The sequence below is a fragment of the Anaeromyxobacter oryzisoli genome (assembly GCF_022690765.1).
In the GTDB taxonomy this organism is placed as follows: domain Bacteria; phylum Myxococcota; class Myxococcia; order Myxococcales; family Anaeromyxobacteraceae; genus Anaeromyxobacter; species Anaeromyxobacter oryzisoli.
Genome location: NZ_JALCZA010000090.1, coordinates 1 through 17,647, shown reverse-complemented (window position 1 = coordinate 17,647; position 17,647 = coordinate 1). Strand labels below are relative to the sequence as shown.

Sequence of the window (17,647 nt, the reverse complement as noted above, 5' to 3'; positions counted from 1 at the left end):
CGCCGCCGGCCGCGCGTGCGCGGGGGCCCGCTCCTCGGGCGGGCGCTCCGGGTCGAAGGGCAGGCGCGGCGCACCCTCGGCGCGCACGCGCGCGAGCTCGGCGCGCACCAGGTCGCGGAAGGCGTCCTCTCCGAGGGCGCGGACCAGGAACTTGAGCCGGTTCCGGGACTTGTTCACCCAGTCGCCGCGCGCGTGGAAGACCCGCACGACCGCCTCGGCGAGGGCGAGCACGTCCGCCGCCGGGAGGAACTCGACGAGGAGGAAGCCGGAGGTGCAGAGGGACGACGTCCCGCCCGCCGCGGTCACCCGGAAGCCGCGGACGGCGCGCCCGCCCTCCTCGCGCACCGCGGCGCGGAAGCCGAGGTCGTGGATCGGCGTGGCGACGTGGTCCGCCCGGCACCCCTCGAAGGCGAGCTTGAACTTGCGGGGCAGCGCCTTCGCGAGCGGGTGGCGCAGGAAGTGGCGGGTCGCCGCCTCCGCGTAGGGCGTGGGATCGAAGACCTCGTCGGCCGAGATCCCGGCGAGCGGGCAGGTGACGACGTTGCGGACGGCGTTCCCGCCCGCGCCGAGGGTGGTGAGCCCCGCCTCGGCGAGTCGGCGGAGCGCCGGCTCGAGCCCCGCCGGGCGCAGGAAGTGGAACTGCACGTTCTGACGGGTCGTGACGTGGCCGAAGCCGCGCGAGAACCGCGCGGCGACGTCGGCGAGGGCGCGGAGCTGCGCCGCGTCGGCGATCCCCTGCGGCACCTTCACACGCAGCATGTGCACGCCTTCCTGGCGCTGCCCGTAGGCGCCTCGCGCGACGCGGTACGCGCGCCAGGCGTCGGCGTCGAGCTCGCCGCGCTCGAAGCGGCGGAGGTGGGCGACGAAGTCGTCGATCTCGCTCGGGTCGGCGAAGGTGGCGCGGGCGCGGTCGGCGGGGACGGTGGTCGAGGTCATCGGAGCTCCTGGTTCAGCCTGGTTCAGCGGTCATCGCCGGCGGCGGCGCGGGGTCGCTCGCGCGCGGCGGCGAGGGCGGCGACGGCGCCCACGACGAGGGTGCCGGGGAGGTGCGCGCGCTCCTCGGGGAGCGGCGCGGTGGCGAGCCCGGCGAGGGGCCCGGTCCAGGTGAAGGCCTCCCCGCGCGAGGCGCCGAGGACGATCGCGGCCGGCGTGTCCGGGGCCCAGCCGCGGGCGAGGAGGCGGGCGGCGATCCCCGCGCGCGCGCCGACGCCCATGAGCACGACGACGGTGAGGGTGGCGGGGGCGATCGCGTCGAGGAGCGGGCCGTAGGTGCCCTCGGCGTGACCCGACACGACGGCGAAGCCGGCGGCGAGGCCGCGGTGGGTGACCGGGATGCCCGCCAGGGCGGGGGCGGCGATCGCCGAGGTCACCCCGGGGATCACCTCGAACGGCACGCCGGCGTCGGCCAGCGCCCGCACCTCCTCGCCGCCGCGCCCGAGCACGAAGGGATCGCCGCACTTGAGCCGGACCACCCGCTGCCCGCGCCGCGCGGCCCGGACGAGGAGCCGCTCGATCGCGCGCTGCGAGACGCTCGGCCGGCCCGCGCGCTTGCCGACGTGGAAGCAGTGCGCCCGCGGCGCGAGGCGGAGGGCCGCGGGATCCACCAGGGCGTCGTAGAGCACCACGTCGGCCTGCGCGAGCCGCTCCGCCCCGAGCCGGGTGAGGAGGCCGGGATCCCCCGGGCCTGCGCCGACCAGCGAGACGAACCCGCCGGGCGCGGGCGGCGACGACGGCGCGGCGCCCCGGCCGTCGGCGTAGAGCGCGCCGAGCCGCTCGAGGAGCAGGGGCCGGCGCGTCGCCATCGGCACCCCCTCGCGCCGCCACTCCGCGCGGGCGCGCTCCGCCACCTCCACCCAGGTGGAGGCGTCGTCGGGCAGCACCGCCTCGAGCGCCTCGCGCAGGAGCCCGGCCAGCGCCGGGGCCTTCCCGCCGGTCGAGACCGCTACGGTCGCCCCGCCACGGCGGACCACGCCGGCGGTGTAGGCCGTCGCGTGCGCCGGGTCGTCCACGGCGTTCACGAGGATCCGCCGGGCCTCCGCCTCGGCGGCGACCGTCCGGTTCACCTCGGGCGTCGCGGCGGCGACGGCGAGCCACGCCCCGTCGAGATCGGAGGGCTCGAAGGCGCGACGGCGCGCCACGACCGCGAGCCGCGCGACCTCCTCGCGGATCTCGGGCGCGACCACCGTGATCCGCGCGCCGGCCGCGGCGAGCTGGCGGGCGCGGACCGACGCCATCGCCCCGCCGCCGACGACGAGGACGTCGCGGCCGGAGAGCTTCACGAAGAGCGGAAAGAGGAGCTCGTCCATGACGTCCCGTGCGCCGGCGGACGGGGAGCGCCGGCGGGCCCCGTGACGGGGAGCTCCGCTCGGGCGAACCGACCGCGAGGAGGTCTGTATCCTAGATAACGGACGACACTCCCGTCAAGCGGATGTCCGTTACAACGGACGACGCCGGCGTCCACGCCGGGGGTCGGGACCGCGTGTCCGGCTCGCGCCGGCGAGCCGGTCACCGCGCCCCGCTCCGGGCGAGCCCAAACTGTCGTCCGGTCCGCACGATCGTGCGGTGCGGCCCTATCTGATTTTTCCACCTCGGCCGACTTCCTCTAGAATGGCGCCCCCGTTTTGCCCACCCGACGCCCCCTCCCGGAGCCCCAGCCCATGCCAGACACCCAGAAGCGCAACATCATCGCCCAGTGGGCCTTCGACACCCGGCCCGTGCTCCTGCGGTTCCACCTCTGGCTCGAGGACGTCGAGGTCGAGCGGCAGCAGCCGGATCCGGTCTCGGCCCACAGCTTCACGCCGCGCGGCATCGCCCGCTGCCTCGCCATGACCTCGGCCGCGACGGCGCTCGGCACCCGGCTCTACGGCGACTTCGGCGCCGGCGCTGGGAAGGACAAGGCCACCTACAACCAGGTGAAGAAGGGGGCGGACGCGATCAGCGCGTACGTGATGAGCGAGGGGCTCTGGCACCTCACGCGCACGCTCCCCGAGAACCACGCGATCATGGTCTGCCTCGGCGAGGGGCTCATGCCGAAGGCGGGCGAGACCCCGGAGATGGGCGCGAACCCGCTCCTCGGGTTCGGCCGCGTGTACGCCCGGCCGGAGGTCGCGCGCCAGGTGGACGGGCTCGTCCACCGGCTGCTCAACGATCCCGCCCACTCGTTCGAGGAGTTCTACGCCGGGCTGCGCGACAAGGGGATCACGCTGTGGGGCGCCGCGGTGGACACGCTCGAGAACACCTCGCGCTTCGCGGAGGGGAAGCCCACCGGCCCGATGGCCGTGTTCCACCTCTTCGACTCGCCGCTCACGGTCTCCCGCCCGTACGAGTCGTACATGGGCTGCCTCACGCTCCCGCGTCGCGTGGCGAGGGCGGCGGAGCGCGCCTCGGTGCTCCTCGACTACCGGACGCCGCGCAAGCAGGTGATGGAGGCGATCGAGGCCACGTACCCCGGGATCGAGCGCAAGAACGTCCACGTCTGGACGCTCCGGGGCAAGAGCCGGGTGGGCCGCCTCGGCAAGCTCTGGGAGGAGTGGAAGGCGCTCGGCGCGCACCTCGTCGAGGACGGGTGGAAGACGCCGGCCGGCGTCGAGGTCTTCACCGACTCCGGGACGTACGCGCCGACGTTCCTCGTGGGGAGCTGGCAGGACGCGGCGGGGGCGACCCACGTGTTCCTCTGCGACGGCTACGCGGCGACCGCCGAGGCGATGCAGGCGTCGAGCCTCTCGTCGGTGCTCGACGTGGACGCCACCATGGCGGTCTTCTCCCCCACGTTCGCGCTGCCGTGCGCGGACGAGGCGAAGCTCATGCAGCTCGACCCGGCGGCGCCGGACTTCCAGCGGCGCCTCGGCGAGCTGTTCGGCGGGCGCACCATCGAGGCCGGCGAGGCGAAGACCTACGCGGAGGCCATCGAGGTGGCCGCCTCCTCGAACATGCCGCTCGGCCAGCGGGTGATCCGCGCCGACGACTTCCTGCCCGAGAAGAAGTGGGGCGTGCTCGCGAGCGTCGGGTACATGTGCGAGGACCCGTACACCGGGTCGCCGGGCGTCGAGAAGGTCGGCGAGGGGCGCTACCGGGTGACGACCCGGCTCGCCACCCACAACGCGTCGGCCCGCATCGCGTTCACGTTCCGGCTGATGGAGCCGCTGGAGCAGATGCGCCACGTCTTCAGCCCGCTCCTCGTCCGGTTCCTCTCCGGCGTGGACTTCACCCGCCGCGCCGTGAAGATCTCCGACTCCGGCCGGATCCGGAACGAGCTGCAGACGATGCTCTCCCAGGCCCTCGAGCACGACGGCGACCGGATCCGCGTCCACTTCGACCGGATCGACGAGAAGGTCATGCCGAAGGACAGGCAGGCCCGGATCCGCGAGGTGCTCGAGTGGTACAAGGCGAGCCACCCCGTGTGGTTCGAGTGGCTCGAGATCGCCTGACCGTCGGCGGCGGAGCGCACGGGCGCCGACGCTCCCGTGCGACTCCGCCGGTTCGCCGCGCCCGCAGGCGCCTCGGCGAGCAGCCGGGCACATCCCCCTCCTCGCCGGCGATTCGCCGGCGGAGGGAGGCCTCATGCGGGTCAGCCGTGCACGAGCCCGCGGGGCGTGAGCGTCACGGCGTCGCCGGGCCGGAAGGGCGAGTACCCGCGGTAGGTGTACGTCTCTCCCCCGCCGTCCTCGAACCGGACGAAGACCTCGTAGGTGCGGTCCTCGGCGGAGCCCTGGCTCGCCGCCGCTCCGACCGCCGCGCCGCCGACGGCCCCCACCACGGCCCCCGCGGCGCCGTCGCCCCGATGCGCGTAGCCCCAGCGGTCGTAATGCGTGCCCCCGCCGATCGCGGCGCCGAGGAGGCCACCGATCAGCGCGCCCGCGACGGCGCCCGCGGCCGGGTCGCCCTGCTGCCGGCGCACGATCTCTCGGACCTGCTCGACCCGCCCGTAGCGGGCCCATTCACCCTGCGCGTACGGATCACCCCAGGTGCGGGTGGTCGTCGTGGTGGCGACGCAGGCGGGGAGGAGGAGCGTCGGGAGCAGCGCGAGCGCGACCTGGCGAGTTCTCATGTGCGTCTCCTGCTCTCCGGGTGGGCGTGCGGGCCCTCACCGCTGGGAGCCGCCCCGGTGACGTTGCATGCCCCGGACCAGCGGCCCCGCAGCGGTTCGCCAGGCGTTGCGAAGGGTTGCGCGATCGGTCGCCCCGGCCGGGAAGTGATTCCGGCTCACACCGTGGCGGGTTCGCCGCGGCCGAGCTCCGCGCCGCCCGCGTCGTGCGACGCCGGCGGAGGGGGCGACGTCAGGGACGGCGGCGGATGACCGTGGTGGTCCAGGTCGAGACCGGCCGCTCCGGCTCGAACTCGGGGCGCGCCTCGCCGCGCTCGATGGCCTGCTGGAGCTCGGCCTTCTCGGTGTCGGTGAGGTCGGGCGAGAGGACCTCGAGCACCTTGAGGCCGCCGCCGGGCGTGCGCGCGAGCTTCACCGCCACCCGGTCGATGGCCGGCGTGGGGCGATCGCGCGGGGTCGTGATGGCGCTCGGATCGACGACCGGGATCGCGGCCTCGGCCTGCGGCTGGAGGGGAGGGTGCGTGCTCCCGGCGCGGTGACCGCAGGCGAGCGAGGCGGTCGCGAGCGCGGCGGGGAGGAGCCAACGGGTGCGGGTCCTCATGCACGCAAGCCTACCCGGGCTCGCCGGGCTGCGCGCCATGACCGCGCCGGGATCCCGGCGGTACGATGGGGCATGATCGATCTCCGACGGTTCCTGACCACGGGCGACCGCTTCGCTGCGGGCGCGGGCGTCGAGCTCCTCGAGGTGGAGGACGGCTTCGCTCGGGCGCGGCTCGAGGTCGGGCCGCAGCACCTGAACGCCGCCGGGGTGGTCCAGGGCGGCGCGATCTTCACCCTCGCCGACCTGGCCTCCGCCGCGGCCTCCAACTCGCACGGCACCGTCGCGCTCTCCGTGTCCGCCACCATCACCTTCATGAAGGCGACCCGCGCGGGGGTGCTCGTCGCCGAGGCGCGCGAGGAGGGGCTCTCCCGGCGGTTCTCGAGCTGCACCGTGCGCGTCACCGACGAGGGCGGCGCGCTCGTCGCCATCCTGAGCGGGACGGCTTACCGGAAGGACGAGCCGATGCCGCCCGCGTGAGCGCGCGGTCACTGCTCCGCTAGTGCCGGGTCTCGCCGGCCCGGACGCCGAGGTTGGCGACGGGCTGCACCTGCTCGCACCGGAGCCACTCGCCGGTCTCGAGCACCACCGCGTCCTCGTGCGTCCCGCCCGGCATCACGAGCCGCTCCTCCTCGAGGAGCTTCTCGTCCACGAAGATGGGCAGCCCGAACAGCGCGAGCGGGGGCTCGGCGCCCGGATCGCACGGCCGGAAGGACGGCCAGAACTCGACCTCGGGGACCAGCTCCGCGCTGGAGGCGGTGGCCTCCTCGAGCGTGCCGAGGCTCACGCGATCGGTCGCCGCCACGACGGCGATGGCGAGCTTGCCGTCGAGCCGGACCACGACCGGCTTCGCGACCCGGTAGCCGGTCACGTGCTCGGCGGCGGCGAGCTCCTGCGCGGTGAACGCCCGCGCGTGCGCGTGGTGCTCGAACTCCGGATGATGCTCCCGCAGATGCGCTTCGATCAGGCTCGGGATCATGGCTTCCTCCGGGGGACCGCTCACCCTCATTGTGCGCCCTCCGCGGCGCGCGGCCAGGGGTCCCTGGGGCGCCCCGAAGCGGCGCGCCGGGTGACGCAGCGGAGTGCCGAGGCGTGAGCGGGCGGGCGGGGGGACCGCCGCCGTGCCGCCGGGGCGGCGAGCGATCGCGCCCCGCGCCGCCTCATCATCTCACCAGATGCGCGCCACGTCCGGCGCGCGAGCGCGCTCCTCGAGCGTCAGCGCGCCGCGGGCGCAGCCGGCGCGGCACGTGCCGCAGCCCCAGCAGGCGGTCCGGTCGAGGGCGATCGCGCGGGGACCGGTCTTCCCGAGCGCGCCGAAGGGGCACAGCGGCACGCACGCGGCGCAGCCGCTGCAGCGCTCCGGATCGAGGCGGGCGACGTCCTCGCCGCGCCACATCACCCGCACCTTCCCCTGGAGCTGCACCCGCATCGCCATGCAGCCGCTCGGGAGATCGCAGTTGCAGATGGCTGCGATGAACGGCGTCCCGAACGTCCAGACGGTGTGGGCGAGGCCGCCCTCCTCGCACCGGCGGAGGTAGGCGACGGCGCGCTCCGGCGTGAGCTTCTCGAAGCCCTCCGCGTGCGGTCCGGGCTCGTACCCCGCGAACACGTCCGCGAGCACCCCGTCGTGCGGGGTGACCGTCGCGACGAGGCAGCACGACTCCGCGTCCGACCCCTTCTTCTGTGCGCCGCGGCAGACGCAGGGGACGCGGGTGATGTTCGTGGCGATGGCGAAGATGCGCTCGCACTGCTCGATCGGGACCGGCTGGCCGAAGTGCTCGCGCTGCTGTCGCTCCGAGATGGAGCGCGCGAGGCCGGCGCGGAGGGGCTCCGGCGCGAGGCGGAGCGCCCGCAGCCCCACCTCGATGCCGCGCCGGTGGCGCTCGAACTGGCCGACGAAGTCCACCATGAAGCCGCGGCGCCGGAGATCGGACTCGAGATCCGCGGCGTAATTCTCCGCGTTCAGGTACCAGCGCTTCCCCTCGCCGTGCTTCACGCAGAACGTGCACATGCGGGCCCCCGGGTTGGCCGCGCGAGCAGACCACGGGGACGTCCGCGGATCCACCGGCCGCGCGGGGCTCGGCCTTGTGGCGGAGGGGCGCGGCGTGCGAGAACGCGCCCCCGTGATCCGCTTCGACGGCATCTCCAAGCAGCACGGCCGGCAGCTCCTCTTCGTGGAGGCGTCGGCCGTCGTCCACCGCGGCGAGAAGGTGGGCCTCGTCGGCCCGAACGGCGCCGGCAAGTCCACGCTGTTCCGGCTCGTGACGCACGAGGAGCAGCCGGACGAGGGGCAGGTCTCGATCGACCGCGGCGTGACCATCGGCCACTTCTCGCAGGACGTCGGCGAGCTGTCGGGCCGGAGCGCCCTCGCCGAGACCATGGACGGAGCCGGGCCGGTCTCGGAGGTCGCCGCGGAGCTGCACGAGCTGGAGCGCGCGCTCGCCGACCCGGCGCGCGCGGACGAGCTCGACGCGCTCGTGGAGCGGTTCGGGAAGGTGCAGGCACGGTTCGACGAGCTGGGCGGTTACGCCCTCGAGGCGCGGGCCCGCGAGATCCTGGCCGGCCTCGGCTTCGGCGACGAGATGATGGAGGGCGACGTGGGGGCGCTCTCGGGCGGCTGGAAGATGCGGGTCGCGCTCGCCCGGATCCTCCTCATGCGGCCGGACGCGATGCTCCTCGACGAGCCCACGAACCACCTCGATCTCGAGTCGATCATCTGGCTCGAGGAGTTCCTGAAGGGCTACGAGGGCGCCATCCTCATGACCTCGCACGACCGCGAGTTCATGAACCGCGTCGTGACGAAGATCGTCGAGATCGACGGCGGCGAGCTCACCACCTGGTCCGGCGACCTGGACTTCTACGAGCGCGAGCGGGCCGTCGCGGACCAGCACCGGCAGGCCGCCTTCGACCGGCAGCAGGCGATGCTCAAGAAGGAGCTCGCCTTCATCGAGCGGTTCAAGGCGCGCGCCTCGCACGCGGCGCAGGTCCAGTCGCGCGTGAAGAAGCTCGAGAAGATCGAGAAGGTCGAGCCGCCCAAGGTGAAGCGGACGGTGGACTTCGAGTTCCGCGCCCCGCCGCGCTCCGGCGAGGACGTGGCGCGGTGCGAGGGCGTCACGAAGCGGTACGGCGCGCGGGCCGTGCACGACGGGCTCGACTTCCTGGTGCGGCGCGGCGAGCGGTGGTGCGTGCTCGGCGCGAACGGCGCCGGCAAGTCCACGCTGCTCAAGATGATCGCGGGCGAGACCCGCCCCGACGCCGGGGCCGTGACGGTGGGCGCGAGCGTGAAGATGGGGTACTTCGCCCAGCACGCGATGGAGGTCCTGGAGCCGGACCGGACGATCTGGGAGACGCTCGAGGACGCGTTCCCCCGCGCGTCGGTCGGCGCGCTCCGTACGCTGGCCGGCTGCTTCGGCTTCTCGGGCGACGACATCGAGAAGCGGTGCAAGGTCCTCTCCGGCGGCGAGCGGGCGCGGCTCGTCCTCGCGACGCTGCTCTACGACCCCCCGAACTTCCTCGTCCTCGACGAGCCCACGAACCACCTCGACGTCGGCACGAAGGACATGCTGATCCGCGCCCTCGCCGGCTTCGAGGGGACGATGCTGTTCGTCTCCCACGACCGGCGCTTCCTCGCGGCCCTCTCGAACCGGGTGCTCGAGCTGGGGCCAGACGGAGCCGTGCCGTACGGCGGCGGCTACTCCGAGTACGTCGCGCGCACCGGGCGCGAGGCGCCGGGGCTGCGGGCCGTGGTGAGGGGGCGGTGAGCCTTCTTCTCCCCGCTCCTTGACGCGGCGGCGCGCATCGCCGATCTTCCGCGCCCCATGCCCGTCCTCGGTGGTGCCGTCACCTTCTCCCGCTTCCACGCGGAGCACGCGCGGAAGCCCCCTTCGGACCTCCGGCGCTGGATCTCCCGCGCCCTCGCCTCGAACGCGTTCGAGCCGCTCGACCCGCGCCGCGCCGAGGAGGATCGCGCGGTCGGGTTCGTCGAGCTCGAGGACCCGGACGCGACGGAGTTCGCCGGGGTGCTCCAGGGCGAGTACGCGCTCTTCGCGTGGCGCGTGGACGCGATCAAGGTGCGCGCGGCGGCGGTGAAGGCGGAGGTCGAGCGCTGGATCGCCGCCGAGACCGCGGAGAAGGGGCACCCGCCGGGGAAGCGCGAGAAGGCCGAGCGCCGCGAGATCGTCCGGCAGCAGCTCAGGCAGAAGGCCGAGCCGATCTCGAAGACGCACGACGTCTCGTGGAACCTGGAGAGCGGGCAGGTCGCGATCTGGGCCGCCTCCCGCAAGGTCGTGGAAGAGGCCGCGGCCGCGATCGAGGCGGCGTTCGAGGTGCGGCTGCACCCGGTGACGCCCGGCGCGGCGGCGGCGCGCGCGGAGCTCCCGGAGAAGGCGCTCCTGCCGACCGCGGAGCTGGTCGGGGTGGGCGCGGCGGCGAGGCCGGAGGTGGACCATGAGGCGTGAGCAGGCGCGGGCGGAGGCGGCGTTCCTCAGGGGCGACGCCGGCGTGGACGGCCGGGCCACCGACGAGGAGACGCGCGACGAGGCGGAGGTCGAGAAGGACAAGGCGCGCGAGCAGCTCTTCCGCGGCCGGACCTACCTCGGCCGGGAGTTCCTGACCTGGCTGCTCTGGCGGTCCGAGTCCACCGCCGCCGTGACGGCGCTGGAGGACGTGGACGTCGAGGTGATCTTCACCGGGCGGCTGACGCTCCGCGGCCTGGCCGGCGACGTGGTGGAGCTGGTGGCCCGTGGCGCCGCGGCGCCGTACGCCGAGCAGGTCCGGCGGGCGCTCGACGTCGGGCTCCTCGTCCACCAGGCGCGCCTGCGCATCACGCACGGCGAGCAGGTCTTCGAGGCGACGCTCGACGCGGAGTTCCTCGACGTCCGGGCCGCGAAGCTGCCGGAGCTCCTCACGGAGGAGGAGGACGATCGGCTGCTGGAGCGGCTCGCCCTGACCGGCAAGCTGTCCGCCCTGGTGGACGCGCTGGTCGGGACGTTCCTCGAGATCCGGGCGAGCCCGACCTGGCGCCGCAAGGTCGTCCCCGCGATGAAGGCCTGGATGGGCGAGCCCGGCGCCGCCGAGAAGGCGTCGAAGGACGTCGAGGCGCCCTCGGGGCGACCCGCGCGAGCGGGGCGGCGGGTGGGGTGAAGCGCCCGGATCCGCTTCGGGCGCGAGGGGCGGGCGTGGGCCCGCCCCTTCGAGATCGAGCCGCCTAGCCGCGGCTACCCGGTGCCCGTCGGCTTCTCGGCCTCGACGTCCGGCGCGGCCGCCGGCGCGGGCCGGGCCAGGACGTGCGCCGTCGCCACGAGCGCGGTGCCGGCGAGCAGCGCGAGCAGCGCGATCCACCAGCCCACCTGCAGGTCGAGCGTGATCGCGTGCGCCATCCGGGCGGTCATCCCGTCGCCGCCGTCGTCCGCGACGAGCCGGTGCAGGTCCGATCGCAGCACGAGGGCGTGCCCGACCAGCAGCACGATACCGACCGCGCCGAGCGCAGCCGAGGCGACGCGCGCCTTGCCCTGCGCGGCGGCGTCGGCCGTGGAGCGCGTCGAGAGGGCCGCCGCCGCGCCAGCGCCGGCCGCGACGAGCGGGAGCAGGAGCAGCCAGGTCGCGGCGCCGTTCGAGTCTCCGGAGCGTCCGTCCCGGGTCGCCGAGCGCTGGAGCCGGCGGCCGGTGGCGTCGTCCAGGTGGAAGCCCTCGGTCGCGATCTCGTAGCCGCTGGCCGTGGAGAGCGGCCGCCCCTGGCACGACACCGTGTAGAACGGCAGGAAGAAGGCGAGCACGGCGAGGAGCTGGAGCGGGGACGCGAACAGCGACAGGGTGCGGGGCATGCGGGGGTGACTCCTCGGGAAGCGTGACGCCCCGCACGATAGCACCGCTCGGCTTGCCGGGCGCTCGCCGCCGCCGGCGCCGAAGGCCGCCGGCCCTCCCGCGCGCCGCGCAGACGCCTCCGCCGCGCCCGTCAGGCGTCGCCGCGAGCACGCGTGGTGAACATGCCGGACGCGACGTCGGCGCCGGCCGCCGGGGGGAGGGTCGATGGAGGCCGCACGCTTCGAGCGCATCGCCGCCCCGCTCCCCGCCACGCCGCGGACGTTCGTCTTCGTGCAGGGGGACTCGGACCGGGAGCTCTTCCGGCGCGCGAGGCGGCTCGCCGGAGCGCGCGCGAGGTGAGCTGCGCCGGGGCTGAGCCGGGCCCGCGATCCCCCCGCCGGCGTCACGGGAGGGCGAGGAATGCCGCGCCGGGAAGGACGTTCTCCAGACATGGCGAAGAGACCTCGCACGCTCGTGGTCGCGGTTCGCCCCGGCCGCAGCGCACGCCATGCGCGGGAGGTGCTGCGCTGGGCCCGCTGCATGCTCCCGGCCGCGATCCTCTTCGTCGGATCGCCCGCGCCCCGTCTCGCGGACGCCGCCGACGACGTGATCACGATCGACGCCGACGCGGTGCGGTCCGGGCCGCTGTCCCTGGCCGACGCGCTCGTCCGCGAGCACGAGCGCGCCGACCCGCGGCGACGCGAGCGGACCCGAGCGTGACGCCCCGCTCGCCCGGGCATGGGCTCTCATGGAGGCGGCTCGTCCGTCGCGCACGAGGAGGCTCCATGGCTCGGCTCACCGGTCCGGAGATCACACGGCAGCCCACCGCTCGCCGCGAGGAGGGCGCTCCGTGACCGGCCAGCCAACGGACTTCGACGCCCGGGCGAGGACCTGGGATCGGGATCCCGCCAAGCTCGAGCGCGCGCAGCGGGTGGCCGCCGCGATCGCCGCGCGCGTCCCCGGGCTCGCCGCCCGGACGATGCTCGAGTACGGGGCCGGGACGGGGCTGCTCGGGCTCGCGCTCCAGCCGCTCGTCGCGCACGTGACGCTGGCCGACAGCTCCCGCGAGATGCTGGCCGTGGCGCAGGGCAAGATCGCGGCGCGTCGCGTCGGGAACGCGAGCACGCTGCGGCTCGATCTCGCCGCCGGCCCCGCGCCCGAGCTCCGCTTCGACCTCGTCTGCACGCTCATGACCCTGCACCACATCCCGGACACCGACGGGATCCTGCGCGCGTTCCATCGCCTGCTGTCGAGCGGCGGCTTCCTCTGCGTCGCGGATCTGGACCGGGAGGACGGCTCGTTCCACGGGCCGGGGTTCCAGGGCCACCGCGGCTTCGACCGGGCCGACCTCGGCGCGCGGCTGGAGCGCGCCGGGTTCCAGAACGTCCGGTTCGAGACCGCGTTCGAGATCGAGAAGGACACCGGCGCCGGCCCGCGCGTGTTCCCGGCCTTCCTCGCCGTCGCGGAGCGCTGAGCCGCGGCCGACCGGGGCGGCGCGAGCTCCGGCTCTTCCAGCCCGCGACGCGCGCGGCTCGCCGGCTCCAGGCTACGCGCCCCCGCTCCGGAACGCCTCGAGCTCCTGCCACCGCGCGTACAGCCTCTCGACGTCGCCGGTCACCTGCTCGAGGTCCGCCCTCATCCCGGCCACGGCGGCGCCGTCCTTCTGGTACGTCGCCGGATCCCCGAGGGCCGCCTCCAGGGCCGACTTCTTCTCCTCGGCTGCGAGGATCGCCGCCTCCATCCCCTCGAGCTCGCGCTGCTCCTTGAAGGAGAGCTTCCCGGGCTTGCGTGCGCGCTCCGCGGGGGCGGAGGAGGCGCCCCGGGGGTCCGCGCCCGCCGGGCGGGCCTCGCGGGCGGGGCGCGCGGCCGCGTCAGCCTCCGCCCGCGCCGCCGCCTCGGCCTGCTCCTTCAGCGTCCGGTAGGTCTCGTAGTTGCCGGGATACCGGATCGCCCGGCCGTCCCCCTCGAACGCGAGGATGGCGGTGGCCACCTTGTCGAGGAAGTAGCGATCGTGCGTGACGAGCAGCACGCTCCCGTCGAACTGGAGCAGCAGGCGCTCGAGCACGTTCAGGGTGACGAGGTCGAGGTCGTTGGTGGGCTCGTCGAGGACGAGGACGTTCGCGCCCTCCAGGAAGAGGTGCGCGAGGAGGAGGCGGTTCCGCTCGCCGCCCGAGAGCGCCTTCACCTGCATCCGCTGGACGGTGGGCGGGAAGAGCAGGTCGTCGAGGTAGTCGCGGAGGGCGACGCGCCCGTCGCCGAGCGTCACGTAGTCCTGGCCGGTCTGCCCGGGCGGGCTCCCGCCGGCGGCCTCGTACACCGTCTGCTCGGGGTCGAGCTTCGTCCGCTGCTGATCGTGGTAGGCGACCTTCGTCCGCTTGCCGACGACGACCTCGCCGGCGTCGGGCGGCAGCTCGCCGAGGAGCGTCCGGAGGAAGGTGGTCTTCCCGACGCCGTTCGGCCCGACGATGCCGACCCGCTCCCCCCGCTGGAGCCTGAAGTCCACGCCGCGCAGCACCGCCCGCGCGTCGAACGCCTTCGCGAGGCCGTTCGCCTCGATGACGACCTGGGAGAGCCGCGGCGGCGGCGCCACCTGGAGCTCCGCCACCCGGGGCGCGGTGAAGCCGCGCTCGGCCATGAGCCGCCGGGCCCGGACGATGCGCGCCTTGCTCTTCGTCCGCCGCGCCTCGACGCCGCGGCGGAGCCAGGCCACCTCCTGGGCGATCCACCGCTCGCGCTTGTGCTGCGCGATCGCGGCGAGCTCCTCCGCCTCGAGCTTCTGGGCGAGGTACGCCTCGTAGTTCCCGGGGTAGCTCGTGACGCCGGCGCCGGGCGTGATCTCGACGATCCGGTCCACCAGGTCGCCGAGGAAGTAGCGGTCGTGGGTGACGAGGAGGAGCGCGCCGCGGTGGGCGTCCACCTCCTCCTCGAGCCAGTCCACCGTGTCCGCGTCCAGGTGGTTCGTGGGCTCGTCGAGGAGGAGGAGGTCCGGCCGGGTGAGCAGCGCGCGGGCGATGGCGACGCGCTTGCGCGTGCCGCCGGAGAGGTCCGCCACCGGCCGATCCCAGTCCTTCACGCCGAGCCGGTCGAGGAGCCGCCGCGCCTCGTGCGCGGTGTCCCATCCGCCGAGATGCTCGATCCGCTCCGAGACGGTCGAGAGCTCGTCGACGAGCCGGGCGTGGGTCGCCTCGTCCGCCTCCCCGGCGAGGCGGGCCGACAGCGCGGCGTGCGCGTCCAGGGCGGCGCGGAGGGGCGCGCGGGCGACCTCGAGCTCGGAGGCGACGGTGGCGCCCTCGGCGAACTCGGGCTCCTGCGGGAGGTAGGTGACGGTCGCCCCGCGCCGGAGCTGGACCTCGCCCCGGTCCGGCTCCGCGGCGCGGGCGAGGATGCGCATGAGCGAGGACTTCCCGGAGCCGTTCACGCCGACGAGGCCGACGCGCTCGCCCTCCTCGATCGTGAAGGTGAGGCCGTCGAAGACGGTGCGGCTGCCGAAGGAGAGCCGCAGGTCGGCGGCGTGGAGGAGGGTCACGGGGCCCGGGAGAGTAGGCGGAACGGGGCCGCCGCGCCACCCTCGCCGCGGTCTTCCGGCCGCGGCGCGCCGGCCGTATCATCCGCCGCGCTTTCTCGACCTGGAGACGATCGTGGCAGAGCCCATCCGCGTGTTCGTGACCGGCGGCACCTTCGACAAGGAGTACGACGAGCTGAACGGCCGGCTGTACTTCAAGGACAGCCATCTCCCGGAGATGCTCCGGCTGGCCCGCTCCCGGCTCGAGGTGAGCGTCCGGACGCTGATGATGATCGACAGCCTCGAGATGACCGACGCCGACCGGCGCCTGATCGTCGAGGCCTGCCGGACCTGCGCCGAGGGCCGGATCGTGATCACCCACGGGACCGACACGATGGCCGACACCGCCCGCGCGCTCCACGCCGCCGGGGTGGGGAAGACGGTCGTCCTCACCGGCGCGATGATCCCCTACGCGTTCGGGAGCTCCGACGGGCTCTTCAACCTCGGGAGCGCGCTCTCGTTCGCGCAGGTGCTCCCCGCCGGCGTGTACGTCGCGATGAACGGCCGGATCTACCCCGGCGACCACGTCCGGAAGAACCGCGCAAGCGGGGTGTTCGAGGAGATCGCGTGATCGGCCTCGTGCGTCGGGGCCGGGATGCCGCGAAGAGGGCGGATCCACGGTGATCAGGACGGATCCGGACCGCGGTTTGCTCCCACCTCGCGCCCGCGGCTAGGCTGCGCCTCGATGCCGCGACCGCTCCTCGCCGCCCTCCTGCTCGCTGCCGCGCCCGCCCTGCCCCGGTCCGAGTCGGCCGTCTCCTGTCACTGCTTCAAGGACCGGTCCTACGATCCGGCCCGGCCGGCGGCGGCCGATCCGTACCTCCTCGCCACGACGCGCAGCTCGCTGCTCTCCGCGGTCTTCGGCGTCTCGAAGGCCTCGCTCGTGCGGGCGGTGATGAGCGGCACGCCGCCAGAGCGGCTCTGGGTCGCGTACTGGTCGGCCTCGCGGACCGGGCGCGACGCCGGGACGCTCCTCGACGGCGCGGGGGAAGGGCGCCCCTGGAAGGCGCTGCTCGCCGGGGCGGCCGGGCTCGGCGCGCCGTTCGAGGGGGCGCTCGCCCGCGGCGCCTCCGACGCCGAGCTCGCGGCGCTCGCGGTGGATCAGGTGCTGGTGGCGCGGGCGGGGGCCGACGCCGGCGCCGTCCGGGCGCTGAGGGTCGGGAACGCCTCGACCGAGGAGACGATCCTCGTGACGGTGCTCGCCCGCCGCACGGGCGCGCCGGGCCCGCAGCTCCTCGAGCGCGTTCGCGCCGGCGCGTCCTGGGGCGCGCTCCTCGCCGAGGCGGGGCTGGCGCCCGAGGCGCTCGACGCGGCGGTCAGGGCGTCGGTGTCGGGGGCCGTTCGTTAGAACCGTGTCGCCGTACCTGCTCCACTCCGGTGGCGTCTGGTAGATCCGTTCGTGCTGAGCGTAGGCCGGCGGAGGTGGTCGAAGCACGAACGTTTCAGCCCTGCGGCTGGCTGCTGCCAGGGGATAAGAGGCTACGCCCTCGCGCCGTGCAGATCAGAGCAGGTCGCGGGTGCCCTTCGACTTCGGGCCGCTCCGGCGGCCCTACGCTCAGGGCGAGCGGGTCAGGAAGTCGTGCTACTCCGACAGGCTCCTGAATGTGGAACGACTAGAGCATCGCCCGCCGCATGTCGCCGAGCAGCGCGGCGAGGTGCGTGGTGAAGCGCGCCGCGAGCGCGCCGTCCACGACGCGGTGGTCGTAGGAGAGCGAGAGCGGCAGGGTCAGCCGCGGCGCGAACGCCTCGCCGTCCCACACCGGCTTCGTCTGGCTCCGCGACACGCCGAGGATCGCCACCTCCGGCGCGTTGATGATGGGCGTGAAGAGGGTGCCGCCGATGCCGCCGAGGCTCGAGATCGAGAACGAGCCGCCCTGCAGCTCGTCGAAGGAGAGCTTGCCGAGCCGCGCCTTCGCGGCGAGGTCGGCGGTCTCGCGGGCGATCTCGAGTACGCCCTTGCGATCCGCGTCCCTCACCACCGGCACCACGAGCCCGTTCGGCGTGTCGGCGGCGAAGCCGATGTGGAAGTAGCGCTTCAGCACGAGCGTCTCGCCGTCGAGCGACGCGTTCAGCTCCGGGAAGCGCTTCAGGGCGGCGACGCAGGCCTTCACCACGAACGCGAGGAGGGTGACCTTCACGCCGTCCTTCTCGTGCTCGCGGTTCAGCTCCTGGCGAAAGCGCTCGAGCTCGGTGATGTCCGCCTCGTCGTGCTGCGTGACGTGGGGGATCATCACCCAGTTCCGGGAGAGGTTCGCGGCGGAGATCTTCCGGATGCGCGCGAGGGGCTGCGCCTCGACCGGCCCGAACCGCGAGAAGTCGATCTTCGGCCAGGGCAGCAGGTCCAGGCCCGCGCCGCGCGCGGGGGCGCCGGCCGCCGCGGCGTGCATCACCTGCTTCACGAAGCCCTGCACGTCCTCCTTGATGATGCGCCCCTCCGGGCCGGTGCCCTCGACCCGGCCCAGCTCCACCCCGAGCTCGCGCGCCAGCTTGCGGATGACGGGCGAGGCGTGGACGACGCGCCGCTCACCCTCGCCTTCCGCGGCGGGGGCCGCGAGCGCACGGGCGGCCCCCGCGGCCGTGCCGGCGCGGAGGTCGGGCGCGGCGGGCGCCGCCGGGGCGGGAGCTGGAGCCGTGGCCGGCG

General features: G+C 74.6%; 18 protein-coding genes and 1 pseudogene. 10 read left to right on the top strand and 9 right to left on the bottom strand.

Translation table 11 applies throughout. From position 1 onward, the window contains the following. Together MNZ27_RS19975 and cobA are read right to left on the bottom strand one after the other, a co-directional pair. Window positions 1–936, bottom strand: a pseudogene (locus tag MNZ27_RS19975) (nitrite/sulfite reductase); the annotation flags it as partial. Between the two features lie 23 nt (window positions 937–959). Next, entirely contained in the window at window positions 960–2,306 is a 1,347-nt protein-coding gene (cobA, locus tag MNZ27_RS19970) for a uroporphyrinogen-III C-methyltransferase (RefSeq protein ID WP_242395849.1), read from the bottom strand. A 351-nt stretch (window positions 2,307–2,657) separates the two neighbouring features. On the opposite strand from cobA, the gene MNZ27_RS19965 reads away from it, so the two are divergent. Then, window positions 2,658–4,427, top strand: coding sequence for a hypothetical protein (locus MNZ27_RS19965; RefSeq protein WP_242395848.1), 1,770 nt, complete (start codon window positions 2,658–2,660; stop codon window positions 4,425–4,427). Between the two features lie 140 nt (window positions 4,428–4,567). Here MNZ27_RS19965 and MNZ27_RS19960 read toward each other — a convergent pair whose 3' ends face one another. Beyond that, a complete protein-coding gene (locus MNZ27_RS19960; protein ID WP_242395847.1) occupies window positions 4,568–5,047 on the bottom strand; it encodes a hypothetical protein in 480 nt (159 codons plus the stop codon). 229 nt (window positions 5,048–5,276) lie between these two features. Further along, window positions 5,277–5,645, bottom strand: coding sequence for a hypothetical protein (locus tag MNZ27_RS19955; RefSeq protein ID WP_242395846.1), 369 nt, complete (start codon window positions 5,643–5,645; stop codon window positions 5,277–5,279). Window positions 5,646–5,717: 72 nt separating this feature from the next. Between MNZ27_RS19955 and MNZ27_RS19950 the strand changes: the two genes are divergently transcribed. Then, window positions 5,718–6,122, top strand: coding sequence for a PaaI family thioesterase (locus MNZ27_RS19950; protein ID WP_242395845.1), 405 nt, complete (start codon window positions 5,718–5,720; stop codon window positions 6,120–6,122). 19 nt (window positions 6,123–6,141) lie between these two features. Here the strand turns inward: MNZ27_RS19950 and MNZ27_RS19945 are convergent, their stop codons facing one another. Together MNZ27_RS19945 and MNZ27_RS19940 are read right to left on the bottom strand one after the other, a co-directional pair. After that, a complete protein-coding gene (locus MNZ27_RS19945) occupies window positions 6,142–6,621 on the bottom strand; it encodes an aminoacyl-tRNA deacylase (RefSeq protein ID WP_242395844.1) in 480 nt (159 codons plus the stop codon). A gap of 189 nt (window positions 6,622–6,810) precedes the next feature. Next, on the bottom strand, window positions 6,811–7,653 hold the full coding sequence (locus tag MNZ27_RS19940) for a 4Fe-4S dicluster domain-containing protein (RefSeq protein WP_242395843.1): 843 nt from the start codon (window positions 7,651–7,653) through the stop codon (window positions 6,811–6,813). Between the two features lie 112 nt (window positions 7,654–7,765). On the opposite strand from MNZ27_RS19940, the gene MNZ27_RS19935 reads away from it, so the two are divergent. Genes MNZ27_RS19935 through MNZ27_RS19925 form a run of 3 tightly spaced genes read left to right on the top strand, consistent with a single transcriptional unit; the run spans window position 7,766 to window position 10,784 of the window. Further along, on the top strand, window positions 7,766–9,403 hold the full coding sequence (locus tag MNZ27_RS19935) for an ABC-F family ATP-binding cassette domain-containing protein (protein ID WP_242395842.1): 1,638 nt from the start codon (window positions 7,766–7,768) through the stop codon (window positions 9,401–9,403). Window positions 9,404–9,460: 57 nt separating this feature from the next. Further along, on the top strand, window positions 9,461–10,099 hold the full coding sequence (rdgC, locus tag MNZ27_RS19930) for a recombination-associated protein RdgC (RefSeq protein WP_242395840.1): 639 nt from the start codon (window positions 9,461–9,463) through the stop codon (window positions 10,097–10,099). Further along, a complete protein-coding gene (locus tag MNZ27_RS19925; protein WP_242395838.1) occupies window positions 10,089–10,784 on the top strand; it encodes a hypothetical protein in 696 nt (231 codons plus the stop codon). Before rdgC ends, MNZ27_RS19925 begins: the two co-directional genes overlap by 11 nt. Before the next feature lie 74 nt (window positions 10,785–10,858). Here MNZ27_RS19925 and MNZ27_RS19920 read toward each other — a convergent pair whose 3' ends face one another. Beyond that, window positions 10,859–11,464: a hypothetical protein gene (locus MNZ27_RS19920; protein WP_242395837.1), complete on the bottom strand. Its 606-nt coding sequence runs from the start codon at window positions 11,462–11,464 to the stop codon at window positions 10,859–10,861. A 205-nt stretch (window positions 11,465–11,669) separates the two neighbouring features. Here MNZ27_RS19920 and MNZ27_RS23745 point away from each other — a divergent pair, with 205 nt between their 5' ends. The 3 genes from MNZ27_RS23745 (at window position 11,670) to MNZ27_RS19910 (ending at window position 12,918) form a co-directional block, all read left to right on the top strand. After that, the gene (locus MNZ27_RS23745) at window positions 11,670–11,804 is read left to right on the top strand and encodes a hypothetical protein (RefSeq protein ID WP_277958151.1); all 135 of its coding nucleotides are present in this window, start codon (window positions 11,670–11,672) and stop codon (window positions 11,802–11,804) included. 90 nt (window positions 11,805–11,894) lie between these two features. Next, a complete protein-coding gene (locus MNZ27_RS19915) occupies window positions 11,895–12,164 on the top strand; it encodes a hypothetical protein (protein ID WP_242395836.1) in 270 nt (89 codons plus the stop codon). Between the two features lie 130 nt (window positions 12,165–12,294). Beyond that, the gene (locus MNZ27_RS19910; RefSeq protein WP_242395835.1) at window positions 12,295–12,918 is read left to right on the top strand and encodes a class I SAM-dependent methyltransferase; all 624 of its coding nucleotides are present in this window, start codon (window positions 12,295–12,297) and stop codon (window positions 12,916–12,918) included. Window positions 12,919–12,990: 72 nt separating this feature from the next. Here the strand turns inward: MNZ27_RS19910 and MNZ27_RS19905 are convergent, their stop codons facing one another. Next, window positions 12,991–14,970, bottom strand: a complete 1,980-nt coding sequence (locus tag MNZ27_RS19905) for an ABC-F family ATP-binding cassette domain-containing protein (protein WP_242395834.1) — start codon at window positions 14,968–14,970, stop codon at window positions 12,991–12,993. A gap of 112 nt (window positions 14,971–15,082) precedes the next feature. On the opposite strand from MNZ27_RS19905, the gene MNZ27_RS19900 reads away from it, so the two are divergent. Then, a complete protein-coding gene (locus tag MNZ27_RS19900) occupies window positions 15,083–15,577 on the top strand; it encodes an asparaginase (protein ID WP_242395833.1) in 495 nt (164 codons plus the stop codon). A 114-nt stretch (window positions 15,578–15,691) separates the two neighbouring features. Then, window positions 15,692–16,354, top strand: coding sequence for a hypothetical protein (locus MNZ27_RS19895; protein WP_242395832.1), 663 nt, complete (start codon window positions 15,692–15,694; stop codon window positions 16,352–16,354). Between the two features lie 265 nt (window positions 16,355–16,619). Here the strand turns inward: MNZ27_RS19895 and MNZ27_RS19890 are convergent. Next, window positions 16,620–17,647 (bottom strand): 2-oxo acid dehydrogenase subunit E2 (locus tag MNZ27_RS19890; protein WP_242395831.1); only part of this gene is annotated, 1,028 nt, incomplete at its 5' end.

Bases quoted from the DNA above. Each gene is read 5' to 3' on its own strand.
- cobA (WP_242395849.1), bottom strand. From the start codon at position 2,306: ATGGACGAGCTCCTCTTTCCGCTCTTCGTGAAGCTCTCCGGCCGCGAC.
- MNZ27_RS19965 (WP_242395848.1), top strand. From the start codon at position 2,658: ATGCCAGACACCCAGAAGCGCAACATCATCGCCCAGTGGGCCTTCGAC.
- MNZ27_RS19960 (WP_242395847.1), bottom strand. From the start codon at position 5,047: ATGAGAACTCGCCAGGTCGCGCTCGCGCTGCTCCCGACGCTCCTCCTC.
- MNZ27_RS19955 (WP_242395846.1), bottom strand. From the start codon at position 5,645: ATGAGGACCCGCACCCGTTGGCTCCTCCCCGCCGCGCTCGCGACCGCC.
- MNZ27_RS19950 (WP_242395845.1), top strand. From the start codon at position 5,718: ATGATCGATCTCCGACGGTTCCTGACCACGGGCGACCGCTTCGCTGCG.
- MNZ27_RS19945 (WP_242395844.1), bottom strand. From the start codon at position 6,621: ATGATCCCGAGCCTGATCGAAGCGCATCTGCGGGAGCATCATCCGGAG.
- MNZ27_RS19940 (WP_242395843.1), bottom strand. From the start codon at position 7,653: ATGTGCACGTTCTGCGTGAAGCACGGCGAGGGGAAGCGCTGGTACCTG.
- rdgC (WP_242395840.1), top strand. From the start codon at position 9,461: ATGCCCGTCCTCGGTGGTGCCGTCACCTTCTCCCGCTTCCACGCGGAG.
- MNZ27_RS19925 (WP_242395838.1), top strand. From the start codon at position 10,089: ATGAGGCGTGAGCAGGCGCGGGCGGAGGCGGCGTTCCTCAGGGGCGAC.
- MNZ27_RS19920 (WP_242395837.1), bottom strand. From the start codon at position 11,464: ATGCCCCGCACCCTGTCGCTGTTCGCGTCCCCGCTCCAGCTCCTCGCC.
- MNZ27_RS23745 (WP_277958151.1), top strand. From the start codon at position 11,670: ATGGAGGCCGCACGCTTCGAGCGCATCGCCGCCCCGCTCCCCGCCACG.
- MNZ27_RS19915 (WP_242395836.1), top strand. From the start codon at position 11,895: ATGGCGAAGAGACCTCGCACGCTCGTGGTCGCGGTTCGCCCCGGCCGC.
- MNZ27_RS19895 (WP_242395832.1), top strand. From the start codon at position 15,692: ATGCCGCGACCGCTCCTCGCCGCCCTCCTGCTCGCTGCCGCGCCCGCC.